The sequence below is a fragment of the Kitasatospora sp. NPDC058478 genome, from assembly GCF_042720345.1.
Lineage (GTDB): Bacteria > Actinomycetota > Actinomycetes > Streptomycetales > Streptomycetaceae > Kitasatospora.
The window spans coordinates 34,661-61,058 of sequence record NZ_JBHXML010000049.1 but is presented as its reverse complement, the minus strand read 5'-3'; the positions used below and the strand labels follow the sequence as shown (position 1 = coordinate 61,058).

Below are 26,398 nucleotides of genomic sequence, written 5' to 3'. Positions count from 1 at the left end.
GACGTACACCGCGTAGTCCGGCTGTTCCGATGCCCGGGTGCTCCGGCACCCGGGCATCGGCGTGTCCGGGGGCGCGTACCGGCCCGGCGTCCGGGGGCGCGAGCCGGCCCGGCGTCTGGGGGCGCGAGCCGGCCCGGCGTCTGGGGGCGCGAGCCGGCCCGGCGTCTGGGGCGTGCCCGCACGTCAGGGGCTAGTTGAACGCGTTCAAATCAAGGGTCTAGAGTCGGTTCCGCACAGACGGGACAAGGCCCCGCCTGCTCTTCGGCATGGAGGTTCGCACCATGGACACCAATCCGGGCACCGATCCCGCGGCGGTACTGCGCAGAGTCCGGCACTGGCTCTGGATCTTCGTGGTCTGCCTGGCGCTGAGCGGCCTGACGGCCTTCCCGCTGGAGACCGAGACCCGCTGGCTGGCCGATCTCGCGACCGGGCCGGCCGCGCCGCTGGCCGACCGCTTCCCGGCCGCACTGGACTGGATCGAACGCGTCCGCACCGGCGTCGCGGAGACCAATGACCGCTACCCCTTCCTGGCCTACGGCACCGACTGGCTCGCCTTCGCCCACCTGGTGATCGCCGCCGCCTTCTGGGGCCCGATCAAGGACCCGGTCCGCAACATCTGGGTGATCCGCTGGGCGGTGCTCGCCTGCGGCGCCGTCATCCCCCTGGCCCTGGTCTGTGGGCCGCTGCGGGGGATCCCCCTGGGCTGGCGATTCATCGACATGTCGTTCGGAATCGTCGGCGTCGTCCCGCTGCTGATCGTGCTGCGGGCGCTGCGCCCGCTGGAACGTTCCTTCCAGGGGCCGGTGGCCGCGAGCTGAGTCGGAGCCGCCCAGCGCCGCCCCAGGGCGTGTGACCAGGGGTCGCACGCCGGTGGGCCCCCTGGGCCCGGGTCACGGGCAACGGCCTTCATCCGCAGGCCCTACCATCTGGCTCAACAGCTGCTGGAAGGCGGACGGGCGTGGCCGATGCGGTGATCGATCTCAATGCGGACCTCGGTGAGGGGTTCGGACGCTGGACGCTGACCGACGACGAGGCCCTGCTGTCCGTGGTGACCAGTGCCAACGTCGCCTGCGGCTTCCACGCGGGAGATCCGTCGACGATGCGCCGGGTCTGCGCGCTGGCCGCCGAACGCGGCGTCCGGATCGGCGCCCAGGTCTCCTACCGCGACCTGGCCGGCTTCGGCCGCCGGGCCATGGACGTCCCCCCGGAGGAGCTCGCCGACGAGATCGCCTACCAGATCGGCGCCCTCCAGGTCTTCGCCCGCGCGGCCGGCTCCCGGGTCTCCTACGTCAAACCGCACGGCGCCCTCTACAACCGGGTGGTCACCGACTCCGAACAGGCCGAGGCCGTGGTGGCCGGCGTGCTGCGGGCCGGGGCGGTCTGCGACGGACCGCTGCCGGTGCTCGGACTGCCCGGCTCCCGGCTGCTCGCCGTCGCCGAGGGCGTCGGCCTGGCGGTCGTCGCCGAGGCCTTCGCCGACCGCGCGTACACCTGGGCCGGCACCCTCGTCCCGCGCCGCGACCCGGACGCCGTGGTGCACGACCCCGAATCGGTGATCACCCGAGCCGTCGGCATCGCCCGGGACGCCTCGGTGGAGGCCGTCGGCGGCGAACGGATCGCCGTCGAGGCCCGATCCCTGTGCGTCCACGGCGACACCCCCGGCGCCGCCCAGCTCGCCTGGCGGATCCGCGGAGCCCTCGCCTCCGCCGGGGTCCGGGTGGAGGCGTTCACATGACGCCCGCCGCCGTCCGGCGCGTCGGCGAGCGGGCGCTGCTGGTCGAACTCGACGACACGGCGCAGGTCGCCGCGCTGTACGGATGGCTGCGCGAGCGGCAGGAGAGCCGGGCGCTCGGCGCGGTCGAGGAGATCGTGCCGGCCGCGCGCACGGTGCTGCTGGACGGCGTCGCGGACGTCGACGCGCTGGCGGCCCTGCTGCGCACGGCCCGTCCGTCGGCGGCCGCGGCGGCGACCGGGCCGCTGGTGGAGGTGCCGACGGTGTACGACGGCGCCGACCTCGCCGAGGTCGCCGCGCTGTGGGGGGTGTCCGAGGAGGCCGCCGTACGGATCCACACCGGGCCCGAGTACGTGGTCGCCTTCTGCGGGTTCGCGCCCGGCTTCGGCTACCTGACCGGGCTGCCGCCCCGGTACGAGGTCCCGCGCCGGGCCACCCCGCGCAGCAGCGTCCCGGTCGGCTCGGTCGCCCTGGCCGGCCCGTACACCGGCGTCTACCCGGGCTCCTCCCCCGGCGGCTGGCAGCTGATCGGACGCACCGGGCTCGCGCTCTGGGACACCGGGCGCGAGCCGGCGGCGCTGCTGGCGCCCGGGGTGCGGGTGCGGTTCACGGCGGAACGGGCGTAACGGGGGTGCGGGCCGACGGCGGGCGGCGCGCGGGCCCCGGACGACGGCGGACGGGGCGGCCGGGGGCGGGACGGCGGCGGACGGGGTGCGGGCGGACGGGGTGCGGGCGGACGGGGTGCGGGCGGACGGGGTGGGGGCGTTGAGCGGTTTGCTGGTGGTGCGGCCCGGACCGTTGACCACCGTCCAGGACCTCGGACGGCGCGGCGTCGCCCACCTCGGGGTGCCCAGGGCCGGGGCGCTGGACGAGCCCGCGCTGCGGGCGGCGAACCGGCTGGTCGGCAACGAGCCGGGCGCCGCCGGGCTGGAGACCACGCTCGGCGGGGTCGCCCTGCGCGCCCTCGGGCCGGTGGTCGTGGCCGTCACCGGCGCACCCTCGCCCGTCCGGGTGGACGGGCGGGCGGCCGCGTGGGGTGCTCCGGTCGCGGTGCCGGCCGGGGCGGTGCTGGAGGTGGGGGCGGCGACCGCCGGGGTGCGCGGCTACCTGGCGGTCGCGGGCGCGATCGCCGTCCCGCCGGTCCTGGGCAGCCGCTCGACGGACCTGCTCTCCGGCCTCGGACCGGCCCCGCTCGCCGCCGGCGACCGGCTGCCGGTCGGCCCGCCTCCGCCCGACCGCCCCCGGCCCGACCTGGTGCCGCTGCCCGCTCCCCCGGCCGAACTGGTGCTGCGGCTGCGGCTCGGCCCGCGCGCGGACTGGTTCGAGCCCTCGGCGCTGACCCGGCTCGCCCGCGACGGGTACCTGGTCTCCCCGACCGGCAACCGGATCGGGCTGCGCACCGAAGGCCCGCCGGTCACCCGCGCCCGGGCGGGTGAACTACCCAGTGAAGGCATGGTGTTGGGCGCGGTGCAGATCCCGCCGGACGGGCGGCCGGTGGTCTTCCTGGCCGACCACCCGACCACCGGCGGCTACCCGGTGATCGGCGTCGTCCCCGCCGCCGACCTCGCGGCGGCCGCCCAGGCACGCCCGGGCACGCCGGTGCGCTTCGTACTGCTGCGGGAGCGCTGAGCGGCCGCGACAGCACGCCTCCCGGCGCGATCGCGGTTCCTGCACCACCGAGGCCAGCCGCGGCGGTGCATTCAGGCCGGGGCGCCGAACCACCTGGACAGGTCGCCGCGCAGGCCCTGCTGGTCCTCGCCGACCCAGGCCACGTGGCCGTCCGGGCGCAGCAGCACCGCGGGCACGTCCAACTCGTCGCTGACGTCGACGACATGGTCGACCCGGTCCGCCCAGCCCGCCACCGAGAGCCCGCCGGTCTGGTCGAGCAGCAGCCCGCGGCCGCCGTGCATCAGCCCGTAGAGACGGCCGCGCTTCAGCTGCACGTCGCGCAGCCGGCGGCCGAGCAGTTCATGCCCTTCGCCGAGGTCGTAGCGGACCCCGATCGCGATGATCTTCTCGATCAGGTACCGGTTCACCTCCTCGAACTCCATCAGCTCCGCCAGCAGGCGGCGCACCGCCTGGGCGCCGGGCTCCAGGGACATCAACTGGATCTGGGCGCGGGTGTTGTCCAGCACGTCGGCGGCCACCGGGTGCCGTTCGGCGTGGTAACTGTCCAGCAGCCCCTCCGGCGCCCAGCCGTCGACCTCGGCGGCCAGCTTCCAGCCCAGGTTGAACGCGTCCTGGACGCCGAGGTTGAGCCCCTGCCCGCCGGTCGGCGGGTGGATGTGCGCCGCGTCGCCGGCCAGCAGCACCCGGCCGACCCGGTAGCGCTCGGCCAGCCGGGTGGCGTCACCGAAGCGCGAGAGCCAGCGTGGCGAGTGCGCCCCGAAGTCCGTGCCCGCGACGGCCCGCAGCTGGTGCTTGAACTCCTCGAAGGTCGGAGCAGCCGTACGGTCCTCGGCCACCCCCTCGGCGGGCACCACGACGCGGTACACCCCGTCCCCCTCGGGGATGGCGCCGAACCGCAGCTGGGTCTTGCGGACCTCCGCGATGACGGCGGCGATCGTCTCCGGCTCCTCCGCCAGCTCCATGTCGCCCAGCAGCGTCTCCACCCTGGAGGGCTCGCCGGGGAAGCCGACGCCGAGCAGCTTGCGCACCGCACTGCGGCCTCCGTCGCAGCCGACGAGGTAGCGCGAGCGCAGCCGCGTGCCGTCGGCCAGTTCGGCACTCACCCCGTCCTCGTCCTGGCTCAGCCCCACCAGTTCGCGGCCGCGCCGGAGCTCGGCGCCGAGTTCGGTCGCGTGCTCGGTCAGCAGCCGCTCGGTGACCGCCTGCGGGATGGCCAGGACGTACGCCTGGGTGGTGTCCAGCCGCTCCGGCCACTCCTTGCCGATGCCGGCGAAGAAGCCGCCGACCTCGAACTTCCGGCCGAGCGGGAGGAACCGCTCCAGCAGCCCGCGCTGGTCCATCACCTCAAGACTGCGCGCGTGCAGACCGCGCGCCCGGGCCGGCAGGGGCCGCTCCGCCTCCTTCTCCAGCACGAGTACCTGCACGCCGTGCAACCGCAACTCGCCGGCCAGCATCAACCCGGTCGGTCCGGCACCGACCACGATCACGTCAATCATCACAAACCCCCAGGTATGCCCGCAGATCCCGGCTTCGGCCGGTCATTCTGCGGCACGACCGGGGCCTTGCCGCAAGCCCCCCAGTCCGCTATACCTTGAGAGTGGCAAGGAGAGTCGGCGACCTCCTTGCCTTCGTTGTTTCCGCTCGTTGTTTCTGCTCGCGGTTTGCCGCCCGCGGTTTGCCGGCCGCTGTTTTCCGCCCGCTGCGCGCGCTCCGCTCAACGCCCCGACAGCAGCTCCGCCACCACCCGCTGCGCCGGGTCGAGCGCCGACTCCCCGTCCTCCACCGCCCATACGGCGTTCTGCAGCACCCGGGCGAGCGTCCAGCCGACCGCCGCCTCGCGGTCCAGTTCCAGTGCCTCCACCAGGACGTCGAACCGCCACCGCAGCGCCCGGGCCACGTCGCCGGTGGCCAGTACGTCGGCCCAGCGGTTGCGCAGCGCCGGGAGGAGTTCGAAGCCGGGGTGCCCGACGAGCGGTTTGGGGTCGATGGCGAGCCAGGGGGCGCGGCCGCCGCCCTCGGGCGGGGCGAGGACGTTGCCGTAGTGCAGGTCCCAGTGCAGCAGCCGGTCGCCGGGCTCGGTGCGGACCTCGCGCAGGGCCGCGGCGCAGTCGGTGAGCAAGCGCCGCTCGGCCGGGTCGGCGAGGGCTGCGGTGGCGGCCGGGGCCCTCGCGAGCAGACCGTCGGCGAGGTCCGCCAGCCGTCGCAGGTCCGGGGCTTCGATCTGACGTCCAGTCAATTTCCGTAGCAGGCCTGCGAGGACGTGCAGCGCCTCGCGGTCGTCCGCGACATCCAGCAGTGAACGCCCCGGGTCGAGGCGTTCCAGCAGCATCGAGCCCGAGGCCGGTTCGTGGCCGAGGAGTCGTACGGCCCCTCGCCCGCCCCAGGCCCGGAGGGCTGCCGGCTCGCCCTCCGTCTCCTCGTCCACCGGCTGGAGCTTGAGCGCCGCGGGCGTGCCGTCGGCCCGCCGCACCGGCAGCACCAGGGCGACGACGCCGTGCGCCGGCGGGCCGTCCGGGCGCAGCTCCCAGCGGTCGAGCAACTCGCCTGCCAGCGAGGGAAGCCGGGCCGCCCAGGCGCGACCATCCGGGCCGAGGGACTTCTCCAGGGACGCGGTCAGAGCGGGCGGGACGTCAACAGGCATCAGGTGGGCTCCTCTCCGACTTCCCAGCCTACGGTCGAGGTTCGAGGCCGGCCGCCGAGACGAAGCCGTCGAGGTTGTCGAGCATGATGTTGTGCCCGCAGTCCGGGACGGCCGCCAACCGTACGCCCGCCTCCCGGAGCTGGTCGGCGCCGCGCGGCTCGCCGTCCGCCTCCGGGTACAGGAAGGTGCGCGGGACGTCGAGGCCGAGCAGCAGTTCGCGCATCGTCGGCACCGTCGCCCGGGCCAGGTGGACGGCGCTGCGGTACAGCGCCTCGGGCCCGGCGAGGCGCATCGTGGACCACCAGGACGGGCCGACCCACGCGGCGACCTCGTCCCGGCCGCCGGCCAGGAACTCCTCCTCGGTGAAGCTCGCGATGCCGCTGCTGCCGGGCCGGCGGCCGGGGGTGACCGGGTCCAGGTTGGCGTCGACCAGGACGAGCCGGGAGACCGACTCCGGATGCCGGTGGGCGAGGACGACGGCGATCGCGCCTCCCATGCTGTGGCCGATCACCTCGACTCCGGCGAGCCCGGTCTCCGCCAGGGCCGCGGCGACGGCGTCGGCGTGCTCCTCCAGGGTGTATCCGAAGTCGGCGGGCCGGTCGCTGAGGCCGAAGCCGAGCAGGTCGAGCAGCAGCGAGCGGCGCCCGGTGAGCCCCGGGTGGGCGGCAGCGGCCGCGAAGTAGGCGGGCGAGCTGGCGCCGAGGCCGTGCAGGTAGAGCCGGGCGGGCTCGGCTCCGGGCAGCTCGACCCATCGGATCCGGTCGCCGTTCGGGGTGACGGGGGCGTGGCGCAGCACGGGGACTCCTCCTCCATCGGGGGCTGGGAACGCCCAGACCATACATCGCCATCGAGGTATCACGGAACCGATATACCGAGGCTCCGAGGGACGAATCTGCGAGAGTGGCCCCATGCTGAAGCTCGCGATCCTCGGATTCCTCTACGACCGCCCGCTGCACGGCTACCAGCTGCGCCGCCACCTCGCCGCACTCACCGGGCACGTCCGCCCGATCAGCGACGGCACGCTCTACCCGGCGATCAAGCGCCTGGAGGCCGACGGCCTGCTGGTCCGCGAGACCGAGCCCGGCAGCGCCGCCGCACCCCGGCACACCCTCCACCTCACCGAGGCCGGCCGCACCGCACTGCTCGACCAGCTGCGCGAGCCCGAGCCGCTGGACATCAGCGACGAGAACCGCTGGTTCGCCCTGCTCGCCTTCCTGCGCCACCTCGACGACCCCGCCGCACAGGCCGCCGTGCTCCGCCGCCGCCTGGCCTTCCTCTCCGAGCCGGCGAGCTTCTTCTACGACGGCGACCGCCCGGTCGGCGCCGAGGAGTTCGCCGACCCGTTCCGCCGCGGCCTGCTGCTGATCGCCCGCGCCACCAGCGAGGCCGAACTCGCCTGGCTGCGCGCCACCCTGGCCGAACTGGAGGACGTACCGACAGGCTGACAGTGACGGACTGACGGACTGACCGAAAACCCGCTGCGGCACCTCCCTCCCCGCCCTGCCCGTGTTCCGATGACGCCCATGGCCAACGACACGCACACCGGCAACGTACGACGCGAGGGGCACGACGGAACGGGCCCGGGCGCGATCACCCCGGACGGCTGCGCCGTCGAGCTCTGGGCCCGGCTCCCCGTCGGCGACGCCCCGGACGTGATCGAGGCCGCGGTGCCGGCCGGCGCCACCATCCTCGAACTGGGCTGCGGCGTCGGCCGGATGACGCACCCGCTGACCGATCGCGGCTTCACCGTGACGGCGGTGGACGAGTCTCCCGAGATGCTGGCCAGGGTGCGCGCGGGCATCCGCGCCGTGCGCAGCCCGATCGAGCGACTGGACCTCGGCGAGCGCTTCGACGTCGTCCTGCTCGCCTCCTTCCTGATCCACGCGGGCGACGAGGCGGTCCGCCAAGGCCTGCTGGAGACCTGCCGCCGCCACGTCGCCGCGGACGGCTGCGTGCTGATGCAGCGGGAGGGCGAGGACTGGCACCTCAACGTGCCGCGCGAGGGCAGGCTCGGCACCGACGGCGTGTCGCGCATCGTCTCCTCGACGCCGGTCGGGGACGGCGTGAACTCCGTCCACGCCGAGTACGAGTTCCCGGACGGCCGTTGGACGCACACCTTCCGTTCCCGGCCGCTCACCACCGCCGCGTTCGACCGGGCGCTGGCGGACGCCGGTCTGACGGTCGAGAGCTACCTGACCAAGGACCGCACGTGGGTCCGCGTCCGGCCCGCCGGCTGAGCGGCGGAAGGGCAGGCGGAAGGCCAGGCAGAAGGCCAGGCGGAAGGGTCGACGGAGGAGTCAGCGGGTCGCGGAAGGACCGACGGGCAAAGCCGGGTCAAAGGGTGAACAAAGAATAGTCATCTTCACCCCGTACCATCGGCCGCGCGCCCGCCCGTGCACGGCCCGATGGCCGTGCGGGTCGCGGCCTGTCCGCCTGCCCGCACGCCCGCTCCGACCTGCGAGGACCGCACATGTACGACGACTCACGGATACCCCTGGTGGGTGTCTGGTGATCGACTGGTTCCACGGGGCCCTTCTCGGTCTGATCCAGGGGCTCACCGAGTTCCTGCCCGTCTCCTCCAGTGCCCACCTGCGGGTCTTCTCCGCCCTGCTGGGCTGGGACGACCCGGGCGCGGCCTTCACCGCCGTGACCCAGCTCGGCACCGAGACCGCGGTGCTGATCTACTTCCGCCGGGACATCGTCTCGATCGTGCGGACCTGGACGCTGTCGCTGTTCCGCCCGGCGCTGCGCTCGGACCCGGACGCCCGGATGGGCTGGTTCGTGATCATCGGCACGCTGCCGATCGGCATCCTCGGCAAGCTGTTCCAGGACACCATCGAGACCCACCTGCGCGATCTGCGGATCATCGGCACCACGTTGATCGTCTTCGGCCTGCTGCTGGCCTTCGCCGACCGCACCCGCGCGGTCCGGCACGCCCGGCCGATCACCGACCTCACCCTGCCGCACGCGGGCGTCTACGGCCTCGCCCAGGCGCTCGCACTGATCCCGGGGGTGTCCCGCTCCGGCGGCACGATCAGCGCGGGCCTGCTGCTCGGCTACAGCCGGGAGGCGGCGGCCCGCTACTCCTTCCTGCTGGCGATCCCGGCGGTGCTCGCCTCGGGGGCACTGGAGCTGTTCAAGATCGGCGAGGGCCCGGCGCCGGCCTGGGGGCCGACCATCCTGGCCACCGCGATCGCCTTCGCGGTCGGCTACGCGGCGATCGCCTGGTTCCTCAAGTACATCTCGCACCACAGCTTCCTGCCGTTCGTGGTCTACCGGGTGCTGCTCGGCGTCCTGATCATCGGACTGGTGGCCGGCGGTGTGCTGGCCCCGGACGCGGGCGTCGTGAAGTAGAACCGCGTTCCACCAGGACCGCGTTCCAGCAGGACCCCGGAACAGCAGTGGGCCGGGACACCCGAGGGGGTGTCCCGGCCCGTCGTTCGCCAGGATCGGGGAGGCAGCCACCGGCCTGCGGGGCCTGCGGGGCCCTACCGCCCGAACTCCCGGGCGGCGGTCAGCCGGCCGCGGACGGCGGCGTGGACCTCGGCCTCCTCGGCCGGATCTGCGGCGAGCCGGCGCAGGCGCTCCAGCACGCGCGCGTCACCCGTGGTGGCGACATGGCGCGCGGCGAGCTCCCGCGTGGACTCCTCGCAGTCCCAGAGGCACTCGACGGCGGGGCCCTCGGGGAAGTGCACATCGGTCACGGCGAGCGCCCGGGCGGCGCGGCCGCGCAGTTCGGAGGAGGCAGCCTCCCCGTAGATGTGGCGCAGCACGGGGACGGCGTCGGCGGCGACCAGCCGCCCCGCACCGTCGACCAGCGAGCCGAGCCCGGTACCACTGACCCCGCGGACGGAGACCCAGCGGCGCAACCCGTCGACGACGAGCGGTGCGTCGGCCGGCTCCCCGGCGTCGGCGAGCAGTTTGACGGCGGCCTCGCCGAGCGCGCTGTCCGCGCCCCCGGTGGCCGGGTCGGCCCAGCGGCGGGCCTGCGCCAGGACCTCGGGGCCGCGCATCCGGCCGACCAGTTCCAGGGCTGCGCGCACGATCCGGTCGTCGACGTCGACGGCGGCGGCCTCGATCAGCTCGACGGCGGCCGGGTCGCGCTGGTCGACCAGGTAGCGCAGTGCGGCCCGGCGGGCGCCGGGCAGGCCCCCGCGGGCGGCCTCCAGCACGGCGGGGCGGTCCTCGGGCCGGACGACGGCGGTCAGGCAGCGGGCGGCCGCGGCGGCCCGGCGGTCCACGGCGTCGGGCGCGGCCGGATCGGCGGCGTCGGGCGCGGGCTCGGGCCGGCTGTCGGCTCCGCCGAGGAAGGCGCCGGCCCCGAGGGCGCCCAGGCTCCCCTGATCGGCCCAGGCCAGGACGTCGGCGGTGGACCAGCCCGGGGTGACGCCGCCGCGGTTGAGCTGGCGCTGCCAGAGGTCGAAGGGTGACTGCTCGCTGGCCGCCGCCACTCTCGGGTGGTAGGCCGCCCACAGCCGCCAGGGCCGGGGCTCGTAGGCGTTGCGGATGAACTCGCGCAGCTCGGCGTCGCCCTCGGGGCCCGGGGCGAAGCGGTCCAGGACGGCGGTGCCGAGCAGCAGCAGGCCGCGGTCGTCGTCGCGCAGGGCGAGCTCGTCGAGGGCCCAGGCCCAGTTGGCGCCGGTGGCGGTGTACTCGCGCAGCATCAGCAGCGCGTCGCGCCGGCCGTACGCGGCGAGGTGGCCCAGGACGGAGAGGGCGAGGCCGGTGCGGTTCTCGTCGTCGCTGACGAGGTCCTCGGCGGAGTGGAGGTGGTCCTCGATGCCGTCGAGGGAGGCTTCCAGCTCCATGTAGAGGCGGGCGTAGTAGAGGGAGCGGTTCTCGACCTGCCAGTCGGCTCGCGGATCCCTGGTGACGCACTCCTCCAGCGCGGCGATGGCCTCGGTACGGTCGGCGGCCAGCGCGTGGAGCTGCCCGTCACCGCGGCCTCGCTGCAGGAGGCCGAGGAGGCTGGCACTGGGTGCTATCACTGGCTCGAACATGAGGTCAGCATCCGTTGCGGCGGTCGTAGTGGCAACGGGATTTCCGTCGCCGGGGTCTCTGGTCGGTACTGCGGTGGGCGCCCGGGCGCCGGAATCACCGAAGGTTACCGCCTCGCGCCACCTTCCGCACACAGGGCGACGAAGGCTGCTGCCACAGTGGCATATGCCAGGGGAATTTTGCCTGCGTTATGTCCAAATCGCCCGCAGGGGCGAGGGCGCTGTGCCACAGTCTTCTCACCACCGACGGCCCGCACGCGGCGGGCCACCCCCGAGCCATGGACCCGCCATGAAGATGCCCATAGGCGCCGCCCGCCCGCCGGACACCGCCACGGTGGACGGCGCCCCGGCGGGCGCGACGGACGACGGCGCGCGCGGCGAACCGAGCGGCGACGCCGACAGCGGAACGGACGGCAGAGTGGACGGCACGGCGCAGGAGCCGTCCAAGAACCCCGACCTCGGCGACGGACCCGACGCCGACGGCGACCACCTCATCGGCTCAGCCGAATGGGACCTCCTCACCGACCGCGTCCACTGGAACGCGGACACCTACCAGCTCCTCGGCTGCGACCCGGGCAACGGCCCGCTCAGCCTGGACCGGCTGCCCGACCGCCTCCCCGAGGCCGACCGGCCCGTGCTGCGCCGGATGATGACCGACGCCCTGATCCACGGCCGTATCTCCGCCGGCACCCTGCGGATCCGCCGCGACGGCGCCCCGCACGCCAGCGTCGAGTGCGCGGGCGAGCCCGTCCTCGGCACGGACGGCACCGTCACCGCCCTGCGCATGCTGCTGCGGCCGGCACCCCCGAACTGACCGGGGCCCGCCGGGGCCTCAGAAGCTCCGGGCCTCAAAAGCTCCGGGCCGCACAACCTCCACGTCTCAGGACCCCCAGGCCTCAGGACCGCTTCGGCCGCTTCTTCGCGTCCGCCGCCCGCAACTCCCGCCCCAGCTCGGCCCGCAGCTCGTCCACCACCGGCAGGCCCCGGTAGCGCGCGGTCAGCCGGTACATCTCACGCAGCCGGTCCCAGGTCCGGTGCGAGGAGTTCTGGCCGATCAGGTTCATCACCATCTTGGCCTGGAACTCCGCCGCGTCCGGCTCTCCGCTCAGCCAGTGCACCGAGGCCAGGGTGATCCGGTCGAACAGCGCCGAGCGCAGCTGCCCGGTGCCCTCCCGCAGGGTGATCACCCGCTCCGCGTGCCGCTGCGCCTGCGCCGCCGCCGAGGGGTCGTGCTCCGCCAGCGTGCGCAGCACCAGCGCCTGCATGCCGCGCAGTTCGGCCTCGTCGAACACCTGCATCCAGGACGGCGGCGGCTCCGGCGCCCCCTCGGCGAACAGGTCCTCGGCCTCGCCGAGCAGCCGCCAGGTGTCCTGGGAGTGCCCGATCGAGGCGTGCGCCCAGGCCTCGACGGTGTTCAGCATCGCGCGCGTTCTCGGCAGCACCCGGCCGCCGGCCGCCTTGGCCGCCGACATCAGGTCGATCGCGTCGTCGGCCCGGCCCAGGTGGACCATCTGCCGCGCGGCCCGGGAGATCGCCTCGCCGGCCCGCGGCCGGTCGCCGGCCTCCTTGGCCGACTCCGCCGCGATCATGAAGTACCGCTGGGCGGTGGGCTCCAGGCCCACGTCGTGCGACATCCAGCCCGCCAGCACCGCCAGGTTGGCCGCGACCAGCCACAGCCGCTGCTCCACCGCCGGGGGGTGCCGGTGCGTCAGCAGGCCTCCCACCTCGTTCAGTTGACCGACCACCGCCTTGCGCTGGAGCCCGCCGCCGCGCGCCGCGTCCCAGGCGCGGAACACCTGGACCGAGCGCTCCAGCGACTCCACCTCGTCGAGCCCGACCGGGCCCGCGTCGTACACGTCCACCGCGGGGCGCGCCCCGCCCTGGGTGATCACCTGGCGCGGCCCGGGGACCGCGGCCGCGTACGCGACCGCGTCCCCCCCGAGCCAGCCCTTCAACGAATCGGCGATGACCGTTCCGGCCGTGAGCGCGGCACCCGCGCCCACCAATCCACGTCGGTTCAGCATGAGGTCCATTCCCGTGAACTCGGTGAGGACCGCGGCCGTTCGATCCGGCGACCATGGCACTGCTGCGGACTGCGCCGCTCCGGACCTGGTGGGCCGGTGTCGTTCCAGACCGAGGTCCTCAGTGGTGACGACACGGCCGAGCCGCTCCGTGAACACGGCCGCCAGCACCCTCGGCACCGGATCCCGGGGGATCTCCCCCTGCTCGATCCAGCGCCGTACCCTCGACGTGTCGGTGGACAGCTGCTGCTGCCCCATCGCGGCACCCCGACGGTTGACCAGCCGCGCGAGCTCGCCCTTCGACCAACCGGTCAGGACGAACAAGTCAGCGAGTCGGGTGTTGGGTTCCCTGCTCAACGAAGCCCCCAGGTTCCTCGGCTGATTCGAGGCTAGAGGCTCCGGCAAGTGCCAGGCGAGCATTCGCCACCGTTCGCCAGGGCCCGCCAGACTACTAAGCCAGTGCGCCGCGGGTGTGTTGTAGGGGTGCGCCACCTCGCCCCCGGGTCGGGCGGCGTCCCACCGGCGTCGGGGCAGTCCCCCGACCGTGGCACGGGACGCTCCCGGTCCTCACCCGAGGGGGTGGCGCGGCCGGGTGGCGCGGGGGCGCCGGGCACGGCCACGGCAGTCCGGCCGACCGTACTCCCCAGGGTGCGGACGGCCGGAGCACCGCCGTCGTCCGGGTCTTCCGACCCCGCGTCCGTGCCCGGCGCCCGCGCACCACCCACCGCACCGAGTCAGGGCCGCCGTCACGCCAGGAAGCACGCGGCACCGGCCCTCCCCGCACCGCGGGGCGCACCTGCCGACGGACAGAAAGGGACCACCCTCACCCCATGTACTCCTCAGCGACGACCCCCTCGCCGACCGCGACCCGCACCGCGCTGCGCCCCCCCACCGCGGCCGCCGGGCGCCCCGGGCCGAAGCAGGTGCCCCCGTCGAGCCGCCCGGTGGCCCCGCACGGCACCGACGGCCGGTCCACGGACGCCCGGGTCCCGTCCGGCCGTACGGCGCTGGGGCTCCGCGGCCCCGAAGCGGCCCCGCCCGTCGGCGGCCGGCTCCCGCTCGCCCGCCAGGCCGACGGCCGGGTGCTGCGCCCGCCGCACCGGCCCGGCCAGGTCGGCGGCCCCGAGCGGATCGACCCGTCGGCGCTGCAGACCCCGGCGGTGCGGGCCGCGCTGGCGAGCGTCGCGCGGATATGTCCCGCGTTCACCCCGCGCCAGGTGCTGCGCGAGGGCAGCCGCCACATCCTGGTGGCGGGCACCATCGGGCGGGCCCCGGTGGTCGCCAAGTGCCTGGCGCCGCAGGCGGTGCGGAGTGGCTACTTCGAGCAGTTGGTGGCCGACTTCCACCACGAGGTGGCGGTCTACCGGGCGTTCGTCCGGCACCGCCCGCCGGTGCGGCTGCCCCGGCTGGTCGCCGCCGACCACGACCGTTGCGTGCTCGTCATGGAGCGCGTTCCCGGGCGCCCGGCCGCGCGGGAGCGCCACCCGGTCAACGCGCCCACCCCGGGCGAGGTGCGGGCGCTGCTGACCGCCGTCCGGACGCTCAACCTGTGGCGGCCGCCGACCGACGTGTTCCAGCCACGCATGGACTACCCGATGGAGATCGCCCGTTACCACTCGGTGGGCCAGCTCACCGACCGGGACGCCGGCGACCTGCGCGGCCTGCTGCACGGCCTCGGCCACACCCCGCTCCAGCTCTGCCACGGCGACGCCCTGCTCAGCAACATGCTGCTGGCGCCGTCCGGCCCGGTGCTGGTGGACTGGGAGCAGGCCGGCTGGTACCTGCCCGGCTACGACCTGGCGGTGCTGTGGAGCGTGCTGTCCGGCGACACCGCGGCGCGCCGCCAGATCAGCCAACTCGCCCAGAGCGGCGGCACGCTGGCCCGGGACGCGTTCCTGGTCAACCTGGTGCTGGTGCTGATGCGGGAGATCCGGCTGTACGACGTGCCGGGCGCCGGCGAGGAGCAGCGGATCATGATCCGCCGGCTCTACGACGACGCCGCGCTCGCCCGCCGGGCCGTCCGGGCCGCGGTCGGAACCCGCTGAGGCTCCGGGCCCCGAGCCCCCGGGGCCCGGAATCCGCTACGGCCGGCCGCCGCGCTCCAGGGCGGCCCGGCCGGCGGCCTCCAGGACGGCCTCGTCCGGGGCGAGGTGCACCCGGCTGCTCAGCACGTCCCGCAGGTAGCGCTCCAGCGGGTGACGCCGGCTCAGGCCGGGGTTGCCGGTGAGCGAGACCGCCTGCTGGACCGCCGCCGTCGCGGCCCGGGTGGCCAGCAGGTGGGCCGGGCCGGTCCGGGCGACCGCGTCCGGCTCGCCCCGGTCCACCCGGGGGGCCAGCCCCTCGACCAGTTCCTCGGCGCCGATCAGCTGGGCCTCGATCTCGCCGAGGGCGCAGCGGTAGCGGGGCAGGGTGCCGAGCGGCTCGGTCAGATTGGCCGGAGTGCGCTGGTTGAGGAAGCGGATCAGCCAGGACTGGGCGGCGCGAGCCACCCCGATCGCCACCGCGGAGAGCGCCAGGTCGTGCCAGGCGAGGGAGAGTTCGGCGGCCCCGGCCGCGTCCGCCGCGCCGCCCTTGGGAGCGGTGAGGCCGAGCGCGAGCTCGGTCGGCACCCGGACCTGCTCCAGCACCACGTCGTGGCTGGCGCTGGCCCGCAGGCCGACCTGGTCCCAGGTCGGGTCGATCTCCAGGCCCTCGCTCTCGCCGCGGACCAGGAACGTCCCCAGCCTCGGCTCCGGCTCGTCGGTCCGTGCCGTCACCGCCATCCAGGCCAGCGCCTCGGCGCCGGTGCAGTACGTCTTCCGGCCCGTCAACAGCCAGCCCTCGCCGTCCCGCCGGGCCACCGTGTCCGGCAGCGCTCCGGGTCGGCCGCCGGGCTCCGCGCGCAGCGTGTTGACCAGGGCGGGCCCGCGCCGGGACTCGGTGAGCAGCCGCCGGTAGCCCGCCGTCGGCCAGGAGGCACGGCGGGCCTGCTCGGCGTGCTGGAGCAGCGTGAAGGCGGTGACCACGGCCACCGAGGCGTCCCCGCGCCCGAGTTGGGCCAGTACCCGGACGGTGTCGGCGAGCGTGCCGCCCGGTCCGCCGTACCGCTGGGAGACGGTCAGGGTGAGCAGTCCGGCCTCGTGCACCGCCTCGATGCCCTGGTACGGGAAGGTGGCGTCGCGGTCGTGCTCCTCGGCGCGGGCGGAGAGCAGGTCGACCACCCGGGGCAGTCCGGCGAGGGCCGCGACGACGGCCGAGCGGTCGGGCGCGGGATCGGGCGCGGGGTGGCCGGAATCCGACGCTCCCGAGGCGGTGTCGGGCACGGCGGCGGTCGCGGTGTCGGACGGGCGGTCCGCGGGCGAACGGTCAGCGGCGGTGGTCGTCATGGTGCTGGGGCCTCCGGGCGGCAGCGTGGGCGCGGCAGATGCGGGCGGCACGCCGGACGGGCGCGCGGTACCGGACGGGCGGCCTCGGAGGTCAGTTCACGGCCCGCCCCCGGATTCGGCGCCGGCCACGAACGGCCGGCCGCCCGCCGCCTCGGGGACGAATCCCCCTCAGCGGCCCGGACACACCGCGCTGGCGGTGCGCCGCAGGTCCAGATAGCTGCGACGGGTCAGCAGCGGGAGACGGCACGACATGTTCGCGACTGTACGAACCTGTGATCGAAACCGTCAAGCGGCGTCCGAGCCCCGGTCGAGGCCGGTCAGCCCTGCTGGAACATGTCGGCCGGGAGCGGCTTCAACAGCTGATACAGGTCGTCCGAAATCGGTCGGTCCCAGGACGCGATGGTGACCTGGACGCCGTCGCTGCGCCCGAACTGGGCGCAGAACACCCGCTCCTCGCTGACCTTGACCTTCTTCACGATCAGCAGGTCGTCCCCGAGCATCACCGGGAAGTCCTCGGCCGAGACGAAGTCGACCGGCTCGTCGTTCTCCAGCGCCGCGAGCAGCTGCCGCACCTCGAAGGGCACGCTGTCGCCGGTCTCCCGGGCGGGCGAGCCCTCGGGGAGGTTGCCGATGAACATCGCCGGGCCTCTGCCGCCGAACAGGTCGTAGCGCAGGAAAATCCCCTGGCAGGAGCCGTCCGGGCCGGTCATCATGGCCGCACCGAAGTCGCCGGGCCAGTCACCCGGGTCCATCGCGAGCACGTCGAAGTCCGGGCCGGCGGGCTGTCCGGAGCGACGGCGGAGAAAAGACATGGGAACATCGTACGTGCCCGGCACACCACGCTCGCGAGGTGGGTGGGGCACCGTCGGGAGATCGACGCTCAGAGACCAATGTTGACTCTGAGCAACCGTCCGGGCTACGTTCGGTTCAGCACGACAGCCGTTCTGGGTTTCACCCTCCGGGGGGACGGCATGTCGCAACGCGGCCCTACACGCGTTTCCCTCACTGTGCACATCGTCGTGCCGAACTGCCGAGCACCCAGCTTCGTCGTCGCACACAGCACAGCAGACAAGCCAACAGTTCCATCACCACAAGCCAGATCCGCGGGGCCCCGGCCCGTCGCTCCCGCGGATCTTGCTCGGGACGCCGCCGCGTGGGGGCGTGCGGGTCCCGAGCAAACGGTGTCGCCGCCGAGTCGCTCTCGGCGTCGACGCCAGCCTCCCGGCGACTGCCGGCCCCTCGTGGGCCGGGACCGGCCGACGCACCCCGGTGCGCAGGGGATGACTGGGAGGATGGCCTGGCAACGCTGCCGGGTCGCACAGCAGGCGCCGTGTCTGGCCGCGTGGGGGCGGTGGGCACGGCGTCTGCCTGTGCTCATACTCTGAGCTGCGTTTGTCTAACAGTCAACAGAAATTCTGACGGGGCACGTTCAATAGATCATCAGTTGTGATGTTCGGGGCCGAAATCGACCGCGGAGCGGGCCCCGTTCCGACGGGGCCCGCTCCGCGGTCGTGCGACGGTGGCTCAGGTGAGGTCGAACTCGCCGTCCCGGGCACCGAGCACGAAGGCCCGCCACTCCCCCGGCGTGAACACCAGGACCGGACCGTCCTCCTGGCGGCCGTCCCGCATCCCGATGTACCCGTCCACGAACGCGATCTGGACATCCCCGACGCCCTGGCTGCTGCACAGCCACTTCGCCCCGCTGAAGTCCACCTTCGGCTTCCCGCTCGGCGCCAGCTGCGGCTCCGCGCCGCCCGCCTCCACGTCGATCCCACTGTTGACTGCCACTACCCGGTCTCCTCCCGACGGCTTTCCCGGCCAGCCTAACCACACCCGCCCGCCCCGGTCAGCGGGTTGACGAGGACTCCACCAGCCGGGCCCGGACGCCGCAGGAGGCCCGCTCAACGCGTGTCCCGCCCGACGGGGGCCACCGGAGCTGCCAGAGTGCTTGGCAGCGCGGGGGACCACCCCCGCCGGCCGTACACGGGCCCTCGACGGCCCGCCCCGGCCCCGCGAACCCGATGCGCACCGGACGCGGCCCGCACCACCTCGCCCAGCACCGCCCACCACCACCCGCCACCGCCCAGAGGGAGCAGCCGATGAGCCGCCGGGACGGCACCCGCGCCGATGTCATCCCCATCTCCGACGCCCCCTCGGCCCACCCCCCGGCGCCCCGCACGCCACCCGCGCCCGCCACGCTGCCCCGGCCCGCCTCCGGCCGGCCCCCCACGCACGGCCGGGTCGGGATCGTCCTGGTGTCGCACAGCCAGGAACTGGCCATCGCGGTGCGCGCGCTCGCGCTCGCACTGACCGGATCCGACTCCCCCGCCCCGATCGCCGCGACCGGCGGGGACCAGGGCGGCCCCGGCATCAGCGCGGTCCTGGTGGCCGCCGCCACCCGCCGGGTCGACCAGGGCCACGGGGTCGTGGTGCTCGCCGACCTGGGCAGCGCCGTCACCACCGTGCGCGCCCTGCTGTCCGACGCCGACGAGCACGGCCTCCCGTTCCCGGTCCGCTTCGCGAACGCGCCGTTCGTCGAGGGCGCGGTGGCGGCCACCGCCACCGCCACCGCGGGCGGCGACCTCGCCGCCGTCCTGGACGCCGCGGAGGAGGCCTACCGGCAGCGCAAGGGCTGAGCGGCCTCGCGAATTCCCCCCACCCGGGGTGACCGGACGGCTACCATCGGCGAAGGGCCCGGGCTCCCGGCCCGCCCGGGGAGGGGAGGCGAGGATGCGGACCGTCCGCCGTGCGCCGGTCAGGGGCGCTCCTTGCCCTCCCACACGAAGACCGCCGACCCCTCGCACTCCAGCGCGTGGCGCAGCCGCTCGTGCTCGACCTCGATCATCGGCGGCAGCCCGTCCAGCGGGTACCAGCCGACCTCCAGCGACTCGTCGTCGTTCACCCTCGCCTCGCCGCCGACCGCCCGGCACCGGAAGGTCAGCACCAGGTACTGCGTCACGTCGCCGTTCGGGTAGGTGACCTGCGGCGAGACGGTGACCGAGGCGAGCAGCTCGGGCACGGCCACCACCCCGGTCTCCTCCAGGCACTCGCGCACCACGCCGTCGGCGGGCTGCTCGCCGGGGTCGAGGATGCCGCCGACCGGCGCCCACCTCCCGTCGTCGGCCCGTCGGCCCAGCAGCACCCGGCCGTGGTCGTCCAGGACGACGGCGACGACGGCGGTCAGCCAGAGCGGGCGGGTACCCACCAGGGCGCGGAGATCGGCGAGGAACGGGGGAATGGCCATACGCCGCAGCCTAGGCCCTGTCCGGCAGGCTCCCGGGCCGCCGCCACCGACGTGCGACCCGCGACGCGCGGGCTCATCGTGCGAGGCCGCCCTCCGGGCGCAGCAGAGCCAGCACGGTCAGCCCGAGGATCCGCAGGTCGAGCCGGAGCGAGCGGTGCTCCACGTACCAGAGGTCGAGTTCGGCCCAGTCCGGCCGGGCGAGCGGGCGGCGGGCCTGGAGCTGGGCCCAGCCGGTCAGCCCGGGCCGGACGGCGAGCCGGCCGCGCTCGCGGCGGGAGTAGCGGACCACCTGGTCGGGGCGGACGGGCCGGGGGCCGATCACCCCCATCTCGCCGCGGGCGACGTTCCACAGCCGGGGCAGCTCGTCCAGGCCGGTCCGGCGGAGCAGCACGCCGAGCCGTCCTCCCCGGCTGGTCCGGAAGCGGAGGACCTGGAACTCCCGGCCGTGCCGTCCGGCCCGGGTCAGCCGCAGGAGCACCGGGCCGCGCGCCGTGCAGCGGAGCAGGGCGGCGATCACCAGGGCCAACGGGAGCGCGACGATCCCGGCCAGGGCGGCGAGGGCGAGGTCCCCGCCGCGCTTCATCCGGCGGACACGGTGGTGCGCGGTGCGCCGTCCGGCTTCCTGCCGGGTTCTCCGCCCGGTTCTCCGCCCGGATCGGACGTGGCGCTGCCGCCCATCTCTTCCCCTCCACGGCACCGTCGAGTCCACGGCACCGTCGAGCCGCAAGAACGCATTCACAGTAAAGGCGCCTTGGAGCCGTCGCCCGGGAATGGTGAAAGAAGTGGGCAGAGGATTGTCCGACAGGCCGAAATTCGGTCGATCTGACCAATATTGCTCGATCTGCCGCTCGGAATGCCGAGGGCAATCGAAGTACAGCCGTCCACCGAAGGCCGGCCGGTCACTGAGGAGGTTAGAGCGCGGCGCCCCGGCGGTAACGCAGCAGCCCGAACGCGATCCGGCCGAGCAGCAGCACTCCCGCGGCCAGACAGCCCGCCACCGCCATCGCCCAGGCCGGACCGTCACTGTCCGGAACGATCACCGCCACCACAATGCCCAGCGCGAGACAGGCCAAACCCACCACCGCCAGCAGAAGCTGGTGGGTGACCAGGGCGCCACCACTCCACGCACGGGCCATCCTGGTCGCGCCGTGCAGGTGGAAGGGATCACGGTCCGCATCTGCCATGAGCCCAAGGTACCCCCGGCGAACGCCGGAGGCAGCCCGCAGGGAGTGAACGTTCGACCACCCGGTGCGACCGGCCCGCCGACCTCGCCCGAGCAGGTCGCGGACCGGCCCCGGTCGTGCATTCCGGCTCCACATTCAGTTCACATCAGTTCACATCAGTCCACGAAAAATCCTCGTCCCCCCGGTACAACCATCCGCTCGGTGCAGCGGTCTCAATGGCATTGAGCGATCCAGGAGCCGTTCGCGGGAAGGGTGCGAGCCCCCCACCGCGGACCGGAATACCCAGGAGACGGAGCCGCCGCCGCCTGGAGTCGGAGGCCGGGCTCCGTCCTCCGGCGGTACCGCCACGCCGCTCGGCGACCGAGGGGGAACCGTGCCGCAGTCCCAGTCCACCACGTCGATCTCCATGGCCCCCACCAGGCCCGTCCCGTTCGTGCGCCCGCTGCCGACGGCCACCCGCCGCCACCCGACCGCCGACCGGGGCAGGCCGGACGCGCGGGGCGAATGGCTGCGGTTCGCCCCCGTCCAACCCCTGTTCCGCGCCCGCGCCGCACAACGCCTCGCAGTCCTCGCCTACCACGGCGTCACCGACCACCGGTCCTTCGGCGCCCAGCTCGACCGGCTCCGAAGACTCGCCACCCCGGTCTCGCTCACCGCCGTCCTCCAAGCCGTCACCGAACAGCGGCCGCTGCCGCCCCGCAGCGTCCTGGTCACCTTCGACGACGCCGACCGCAGCGTCCTCACCCACGCCCTGCCCGCCCTCGACGCCCGCGGCATCCCCGCCACCGCCTTCGTCATCTCCGAGCTCATCGGCACCGAACGCCCCTTCTGGTGGCACGAGGCCGACTTCCTCGCCCGGCACGGCGGCCGTGCCCGCTCGCTCGACTGCGGGCACCCCTCCCAGCTGCTCCCCCGGCTCAAGGCCATGCCCGACCCCGACCGGCGGCGCAGCCTGCACGAGCTACGGGTCAGCGCCGACCGCCGCCCGCCCCGCCAGGAGCAGCTCACCCCCGCCGACCTGCTCGCCCTGCGCGACGGCGGCGTCGCCATCGGCAACCACACCCAGGGGCACCCCTGCCTCGGCCGCTGCGACGACGCCACCGTCCGCGCCGAGATCACCGGCGCCCACGAAGCCCTCACCCGCTGGCTCGGCGAACCCCCGATCGCCTTCGCCTACCCGGACGGCGGGCACGACCCGCGTGCCGAAACCGTCCTCCAGGAGCTCGGCTACCGCCTCGGCTTCCTCTCCGACCACCGGCTCGGCCCCCGCATCCCCTCCCACCCGCTCCAGATCAGCCGCCTCCAGGTCGACTCCACCACCAGCACCCGCCGCTTCGACACCATCCTCTCCGGCCTCGAACCCGCCTACCGCCGCTGGCGCCGCCAAGCCGTCGCCTGACCGGCCGGGGCGCGCGAGGGGACGCAGAGGGACTCAGGGTCGCTCAGGAGCGCTCAGGAGCGCTCAGGAGCAAAAATGAGCCCTGTCGGGGAGAGGTACCGGACCTCTGGGGGGCGAAATTTGGCCCCGCCTCAGCGGCAAACCACCCGCCCGTGGGGCAAGGCCTTGCCTCACGGGCACAGACCGTCGGGCAGGCCGACTTCCTGCATCAGCCGCCCCGGACAGGCAGCCTCCGCGGAAGACCGGGACGGCCGGCCACCACGGGACTCCTCGACCGACCCCCGAGGTTGGAGGGCAAAGATTTGCCCCTCAGCTCATGACAGAGAGCCTGCTCTCGGCTGCCCCGGATGGGGATCAGCTGCGGTGGCCTTCCGCGCGGGCTGAAGGGTGGACCGCCGGCGGGCGAAAATTGGCCCGGTGGCGGACCGGCGGGGGCCCGTCAGCGGCTCGCCGGGGGGCGAAGTGCTCCGCGAGGGCGGTGGGTGTCACGCCGGCAGCGTGCTGCACATCAGGGCGGCGAGGGTGCGCCCCTGGGGATAGAGGAGTGCGGCCGGGGGGAGGGCGGCAGGGGCGCCGGCGTGGAGCACGGTGATGGTGCCGGCGCCGGTGCGCGTGGGGTCGGTGACCCGGCGCAGGGCCTGGGCGGCGACGGCGTCGGCGGAGCCGTGCAGGGTGAGCGCCGGGGAGGCGGTGGGGGCGACGGCGGCGCGGATGCGGTCGTCGACCAGTTCGTAGTGCGTGCAACCGAGGACGATCGCGGCGGTGCCGGCGGGGGTGCGGGCGGCGGCGTCGGCGATGGCGGCGGTGATGGCGGCGTCGTCGCCGTGTTCGATGGCGTCGGCGAGGCCGGGGCAGGCCACCTCGGTCACGTCCGCGGTGCCGCCGAAGTCGCGGATCAGGCCGCGCTGGTAAGCGCTGCCGGTGGTGGCCGGGGTGGCCCAGATGGCCACGGAGCCGCCGAGAGCGGCGGCGGGCTTGATCGCCGGGACGGTGCCGACGACGGGCAGTCCGGGTTCGAGTTCGGCCCGGAGGGTGGCGAGCGCGTGCACGGAGGCGGTGTTGCAGGCGATGACCAGCGCGTCCGGTTCGAGCGCCGCGGCGGCGAGCGAGCAGCCGCGGGCGAGGTCGGTGACCTCTTCGGAGGTGCGCGGCCCCCAGGGCATCGAAGCCGGGTCGGAGGAGAGCACCAGATCGACGTCCGGGCGCAGCTTCCGAAGGGCGGCGGCGGCGGCCAGCAGGCCGATTCCGGAGTCCATCAGTGCGATCTTCACGGGGCAAGACTTTAGTCGATCCGCCCGATCCGGCCGGTTCTGCGGCAAACTGCGGGAGTGACCGTCCTGTTGTGGATCGCCGCGTTCTCCCTGCTGGTCTGGCTCTGGTTGGCGTGCTGCCACGGGCTGTTCTGGCGCACCGACGTGCGGTTGCCGCCGCGCCGTCCGCCGGTGCGCTGGCCGCAGGCGGCGGTGGTGGTGCCGGCCCGGGACGAGGCGCAGGTGCTGCCGGTGAGCCTGCCGACGCTGCTGGCCCAGAAGTACCCGGGGCGGGCGCGGGTGATCCTGGTGGACGACCACAGTTCGGACGGCACGGGCGCGGTGGCGGCGGAGCTGCGGACGATGGACGGGCTGGAGCTGACCGTCACGACTCCTCCCCCGTTGCCCCCGGGGTGGACGGGCAAGTTGTGGGCGCTGCGGCACGGGGTGGAGCTGGCCGGTCCGGACGTCGAGTACCTGCTGCTGACGGACGCGGACATCGCGCACGGGCCCGACTCGCTGGCGGAGCTGGTGGCTGCGGCGGAGAGCAACGGACTGGACCTGGTGTCGCAGATGGCCCGGCTGCGGGTGGAGACCGGCTGGGAGCGGCTGATCGTGCCGGCCTTCGTCTACTTCTTCGCGCAGCTGTACCCGTTCCGCTGGAGCAACCGGCCCGGTGGGCGGACGGCGGCCGCGGCGGGCGGCTGTTCGCTGGTGCGGCGGGAGGCGCTGGAGCGGGCCGGCGGGGTGGCCGCGATCCGGGGTGCGGTGATCGACGACGTGTCGCTGGCGCGGGCGGTGAAGTCCTCGGGCGGGCGGACCTGGCTGGGGCTGGCCGGGGCGGTGGACAGCGTCCGACCGTACCCCCGGCTGGAGCAGTTGTGGCGGATGGTGTCGCGCAGCGCGTACGCCCAGTTGCGGCATTCGCCGCTGCTACTGCTCGGGACGGTGCTGGGGCTGGGGCTGGTGTACCTGGTGCCGCCGGTGGCCGCAGCGGCCGGGCTGGTCGCGGGGGCGCCGGCGGTGGCGGTGGCGGGCGGGGCGGCCTGGGCGCTGATGGCGGGCACCTACCTGCCGATGGTGCGGTACTACCGGCAGCCGGCGCCGGCCGTGCTGCTGCTGCCCTTCACGGCGGGTCTGTACCTGCTGATGACGGTGGACTCGGCGGTGCAGCACTGGCGGGGCCGGGGCGCGGCGTGGAAGGGCCGGACGTACTCGCGGGCCTGAGCGTTCCGGGCCCCGAATTCGCGGGCACGGCAGGCCGGTTGGCTCCATACTGCTCGAATGGACCGCCAGAGGATCTCCCGTCTCGCCCATGCCCACCACCCGATCGCGGCGCCGCTGACGGACGAGTCGGTGGCCCTGCTGCTGGAGCGCGCGACCGCCGGGGCGGCGGACGGCCGGGCGCTGGACCTCGGCTGCGGCGAGGGGGCGTGGCTGGTCCGGGCGCTGGCGGCGCGTCCGCGCTGGCGGGCGGTGGGGGTGGATCTGGACGCGGCGGCGCTGACCCGGGCCAGGGAGGCGGCGACCGTGCTCGGCGTGGCGCGCCGGATCGGCCTGCACCACGTGGACGCGCGGGAGTTCGACTCGGTCGAGCCCTTCGACCTGGTGCTGTGCGTGGGCGCCACCCACGCCTTCGGCGGGCTGCTGCCGACGCTGGCGGCGGCCCGCGAGCACCTGGCCCCGGGCGGGCGGGTGCTGGTCGGCGAGGGCTTCTGGGAGCGGGAGCCGTCCCGGGCGGCCCTGGACGGGCTGGGCGCGGCCCGGGACGACTACGCGGACCTGGCGACCACCACGGACCGGGTGCTGGCGGACGGCTGGACACCGGTGTCCGGTTACGTGAGCAGCCCGCAGGAGTGGGACGACTACGAGTTCGCGTGGACGGGTGCGCTGGCCGAGTGGGCGCTGGAGCACCCGGACGACCCCGACGCGGCGGCCGCCCGGGAGGCCGCGGACCGGCACCGGCGGGAGTGGCTGCACGGCTACCGGGGGACGTTCGGCTTCGTGACGTACCTGCTGCGCCGGGACTGAACCGCCGGGCGGGGCGGCCCGCCGGAGGGCTGTCCGACCCCGGCCGGCGGCGGGCTCAGTTCCCGCGCAGCTGCTCCTGCTGGACCAGGTAGTCCAGCACCTCGGGCATCGCCTCGACGCCACCGGCCTTGCTCGGCGAAGTCCGGTACTCGCCCTGGACGACCACCGTCGGCAGCTCGTTGACGCCGTAGCGGACGAACTCGACGGCGGCCTCGTCGACCGACCGCGCCACCTCGTCGGAGCGGTACGTCCGGCGGAAGAGCTGGGCGTCCACGCCGTGGCGCACCGCCCAGTCGGTGGCGGTGGCCTCGGTGGTGAGGTCGGTCTGGTCGGTCTGCACCGAGCGGAAGACGCTGCTCTGCAGGCGCTCGACCAGGCCCAGGCGCTCCAGCGTGTAGTACAGGCGCGCGTGGCCGCGCTGGGCGCCCTCGTCCGGGCCGCCCGGCCAGATCGCCGGGACGCGCCGCAGGGCGACGTCCGCGCGGTGCTTCTCGGCCCAGGCCTGCAAGGGCTGTTCGAGCTGCTGGGAGTGGACGCAGTCGTACCAGAAGAACTCGGCCGCCTCCGTGCGGACGCTCTCGCGCACCGGCTGCGGATGGTCCAGCTTGACGAACTGGGCACCCTCGGAGGGGGGTTGGTGACTCACCGCGCCGGCCTGGAGGGGGGATACGGCGATCCCGGCGGCGATGGCGAGCAGGACGGTGGACCGCAGCAGCGACTTCGAGTTCACACCGGGCAGTGTGCTGGCGGCGGTTCGTTACCGTCGAGTTCGGCCGGGCACGCTGGCCCGGATTCGCCCGATCGGCCCAGCCCGACGCCCGGCCCGGCGCGCGACTCGACACCCGGCCCAGCACCCGGCCCGGCGCGCAACCCGACGCCCGGCCCGGCCCGCCGCCGCGGGTCTG

The 26,398-nt window shown here is 74.6% G+C and carries 26 protein-coding genes; 13 read left to right on the top strand and 13 right to left on the bottom strand.

Annotated features, from left to right (window positions below; all coding sequences use genetic code 11):
* The first annotated feature begins 281 nt into the window (after positions 1-281).
* The 4 genes from ACFWPT_RS25895 (at position 282) to ACFWPT_RS25880 (ending at position 3,361) form a co-directional block, all read left to right on the top strand.
* On the top strand, positions 282-818 hold the full coding sequence (locus tag ACFWPT_RS25895; RefSeq protein ID WP_380484566.1) for a hypothetical protein: 537 nt from the start codon (positions 282-284) through the stop codon (positions 816-818).
* 140 nt (positions 819-958) lie between these two features.
* Entirely contained in the window at positions 959-1,735 is a 777-nt protein-coding gene (locus tag ACFWPT_RS25890) for a LamB/YcsF family protein (protein WP_244293516.1), read from the top strand.
* Entirely contained in the window at positions 1,732-2,358 is a 627-nt protein-coding gene (gene pxpB, locus ACFWPT_RS25885) for a 5-oxoprolinase subunit PxpB (RefSeq protein ID WP_063350179.1), read from the top strand. Before ACFWPT_RS25890 ends, pxpB begins: the two co-directional genes overlap by 4 nt.
* Before the next feature lie 139 nt (positions 2,359-2,497).
* Complete coding sequence (locus tag ACFWPT_RS25880) at positions 2,498-3,361, top strand: biotin-dependent carboxyltransferase family protein (protein ID WP_380484564.1); 864 nt, start codon at positions 2,498-2,500, stop codon at positions 3,359-3,361.
* Between the two features lie 71 nt (positions 3,362-3,432).
* Here ACFWPT_RS25880 and rox read toward each other — a convergent pair whose 3' ends face one another.
* The 3 genes from rox to ACFWPT_RS25865 all read right to left on the bottom strand — a co-directional run bounded on the left by rox (position 3,433) and on the right by ACFWPT_RS25865 (position 6,795).
* Positions 3,433-4,857 carry a rifampin monooxygenase gene (gene rox / locus ACFWPT_RS25875; protein WP_380484562.1) on the bottom strand — a complete coding sequence of 475 codons (1,425 nt, stop codon included), beginning with the start codon at positions 4,855-4,857 and terminating at the stop codon, positions 3,433-3,435.
* A 218-nt stretch (positions 4,858-5,075) separates the two neighbouring features.
* Positions 5,076-6,002 (bottom strand): aminoglycoside phosphotransferase family protein, encoded by a 927-nt coding sequence (locus ACFWPT_RS25870; RefSeq protein WP_380484560.1) that lies wholly within the window; start codon positions 6,000-6,002, stop codon positions 5,076-5,078.
* A gap of 28 nt (positions 6,003-6,030) precedes the next feature.
* Positions 6,031-6,795, bottom strand: coding sequence for an alpha/beta fold hydrolase (locus tag ACFWPT_RS25865; RefSeq protein WP_380484581.1), 765 nt, complete (start codon positions 6,793-6,795; stop codon positions 6,031-6,033).
* A 115-nt stretch (positions 6,796-6,910) separates the two neighbouring features.
* Between ACFWPT_RS25865 and ACFWPT_RS25860 the strand changes: the two genes are divergently transcribed.
* The 3 genes from ACFWPT_RS25860 (at position 6,911) to ACFWPT_RS25850 (ending at position 9,356) form a co-directional block, all read left to right on the top strand.
* Complete coding sequence (locus ACFWPT_RS25860; protein ID WP_380484558.1) at positions 6,911-7,447, top strand: PadR family transcriptional regulator; 537 nt, start codon at positions 6,911-6,913, stop codon at positions 7,445-7,447.
* Positions 7,448-7,525: 78 nt separating this feature from the next.
* The gene (locus tag ACFWPT_RS25855) at positions 7,526-8,239 is read left to right on the top strand and encodes a class I SAM-dependent methyltransferase (RefSeq protein ID WP_380484556.1); all 714 of its coding nucleotides are present in this window, start codon (positions 7,526-7,528) and stop codon (positions 8,237-8,239) included.
* 274 nt (positions 8,240-8,513) lie between these two features.
* Positions 8,514-9,356 (top strand): undecaprenyl-diphosphate phosphatase, encoded by an 843-nt coding sequence (locus ACFWPT_RS25850; RefSeq protein ID WP_380484579.1) that lies wholly within the window; start codon positions 8,514-8,516, stop codon positions 9,354-9,356.
* Between the two features lie 134 nt (positions 9,357-9,490).
* Here ACFWPT_RS25850 and ACFWPT_RS25845 read toward each other — a convergent pair whose 3' ends face one another.
* Positions 9,491-11,002, bottom strand: coding sequence for a HEAT repeat domain-containing protein (locus tag ACFWPT_RS25845; protein ID WP_380484554.1), 1,512 nt, complete (start codon positions 11,000-11,002; stop codon positions 9,491-9,493).
* 286 nt (positions 11,003-11,288) lie between these two features.
* On the opposite strand from ACFWPT_RS25845, the gene ACFWPT_RS25840 reads away from it, so the two are divergent.
* A complete protein-coding gene (locus ACFWPT_RS25840) occupies positions 11,289-11,813 on the top strand; it encodes a hypothetical protein (protein ID WP_380484552.1) in 525 nt (174 codons plus the stop codon).
* Between the two features lie 82 nt (positions 11,814-11,895).
* Here the strand turns inward: ACFWPT_RS25840 and ACFWPT_RS25835 are convergent, their stop codons facing one another.
* Positions 11,896-13,377, bottom strand: a complete 1,482-nt coding sequence (locus ACFWPT_RS25835) for a hypothetical protein (protein WP_380484550.1) — start codon at positions 13,375-13,377, stop codon at positions 11,896-11,898.
* Positions 13,378-13,850: 473 nt separating this feature from the next.
* On the opposite strand from ACFWPT_RS25835, the gene ACFWPT_RS25830 reads away from it, so the two are divergent.
* The gene (locus ACFWPT_RS25830; RefSeq protein ID WP_107452966.1) at positions 13,851-15,065 is read left to right on the top strand and encodes an aminoglycoside phosphotransferase family protein; all 1,215 of its coding nucleotides are present in this window, start codon (positions 13,851-13,853) and stop codon (positions 15,063-15,065) included.
* A gap of 36 nt (positions 15,066-15,101) precedes the next feature.
* On the opposite strand, the gene ACFWPT_RS25825 is transcribed toward ACFWPT_RS25830, so the two are convergent.
* The 3 genes from ACFWPT_RS25825 to ACFWPT_RS25815 all read right to left on the bottom strand — a co-directional run bounded on the left by ACFWPT_RS25825 (position 15,102) and on the right by ACFWPT_RS25815 (position 18,122).
* Entirely contained in the window at positions 15,102-16,385 is a 1,284-nt protein-coding gene (locus ACFWPT_RS25825; RefSeq protein ID WP_380484548.1) for an acyl-CoA dehydrogenase family protein, read from the bottom strand.
* A gap of 317 nt (positions 16,386-16,702) precedes the next feature.
* Positions 16,703-17,197: a hypothetical protein gene (locus ACFWPT_RS25820; RefSeq protein ID WP_063350170.1), complete on the bottom strand. Its 495-nt coding sequence runs from the start codon at positions 17,195-17,197 to the stop codon at positions 16,703-16,705.
* 712 nt (positions 17,198-17,909) lie between these two features.
* Positions 17,910-18,122, bottom strand: a complete 213-nt coding sequence (locus tag ACFWPT_RS25815) for a DUF397 domain-containing protein (protein ID WP_208869206.1) — start codon at positions 18,120-18,122, stop codon at positions 17,910-17,912.
* A 461-nt stretch (positions 18,123-18,583) separates the two neighbouring features.
* On the opposite strand from ACFWPT_RS25815, the gene ACFWPT_RS25810 reads away from it, so the two are divergent.
* Positions 18,584-19,021: a PTS-dependent dihydroxyacetone kinase phosphotransferase subunit DhaM gene (locus ACFWPT_RS25810; protein ID WP_380484577.1), complete on the top strand. Its 438-nt coding sequence runs from the start codon at positions 18,584-18,586 to the stop codon at positions 19,019-19,021.
* 119 nt (positions 19,022-19,140) lie between these two features.
* Here the strand turns inward: ACFWPT_RS25810 and ACFWPT_RS25805 are convergent, their stop codons facing one another.
* The 3 genes from ACFWPT_RS25805 to ACFWPT_RS25795 form a co-directional block, all read right to left on the bottom strand.
* Positions 19,141-19,629: an NUDIX domain-containing protein gene (locus ACFWPT_RS25805; RefSeq protein WP_063350169.1), complete on the bottom strand. Its 489-nt coding sequence runs from the start codon at positions 19,627-19,629 to the stop codon at positions 19,141-19,143.
* A 73-nt stretch (positions 19,630-19,702) separates the two neighbouring features.
* Complete coding sequence (locus ACFWPT_RS25800; protein ID WP_063350168.1) at positions 19,703-20,212, bottom strand: sugar transferase; 510 nt, start codon at positions 20,210-20,212, stop codon at positions 19,703-19,705.
* Between the two features lie 328 nt (positions 20,213-20,540).
* Entirely contained in the window at positions 20,541-20,813 is a 273-nt protein-coding gene (locus tag ACFWPT_RS25795; protein WP_063350167.1) for a hypothetical protein, read from the bottom strand.
* A 373-nt stretch (positions 20,814-21,186) separates the two neighbouring features.
* On the opposite strand from ACFWPT_RS25795, the gene ACFWPT_RS25790 reads away from it, so the two are divergent.
* Positions 21,187-22,212 carry a polysaccharide deacetylase family protein gene (locus tag ACFWPT_RS25790; RefSeq protein ID WP_244293515.1) on the top strand — a complete coding sequence of 342 codons (1,026 nt, stop codon included), beginning with the start codon at positions 21,187-21,189 and terminating at the stop codon, positions 22,210-22,212.
* 485 nt (positions 22,213-22,697) lie between these two features.
* Here the strand turns inward: ACFWPT_RS25790 and ACFWPT_RS25785 are convergent, their stop codons facing one another.
* Positions 22,698-23,483: a glutamate racemase gene (locus tag ACFWPT_RS25785; RefSeq protein WP_380484546.1), complete on the bottom strand. Its 786-nt coding sequence runs from the start codon at positions 23,481-23,483 to the stop codon at positions 22,698-22,700.
* A 57-nt stretch (positions 23,484-23,540) separates the two neighbouring features.
* On the opposite strand from ACFWPT_RS25785, the gene ACFWPT_RS25780 reads away from it, so the two are divergent.
* Complete coding sequence (locus tag ACFWPT_RS25780) at positions 23,541-24,689, top strand: glycosyltransferase (RefSeq protein ID WP_380427347.1); 1,149 nt, start codon at positions 23,541-23,543, stop codon at positions 24,687-24,689.
* A 57-nt stretch (positions 24,690-24,746) separates the two neighbouring features.
* On the top strand, positions 24,747-25,493 hold the full coding sequence (locus ACFWPT_RS25775; RefSeq protein ID WP_063350164.1) for a cyclopropane-fatty-acyl-phospholipid synthase family protein: 747 nt from the start codon (positions 24,747-24,749) through the stop codon (positions 25,491-25,493).
* Between the two features lie 55 nt (positions 25,494-25,548).
* Here ACFWPT_RS25775 and ACFWPT_RS25770 read toward each other — a convergent pair whose 3' ends face one another.
* Positions 25,549-26,223, bottom strand: a complete 675-nt coding sequence (locus tag ACFWPT_RS25770) for a thiol:disulfide interchange protein DsbA/DsbL (protein WP_380484543.1) — start codon at positions 26,221-26,223, stop codon at positions 25,549-25,551.
* Positions 26,224-26,398: the final 175 nt, after the last annotated feature.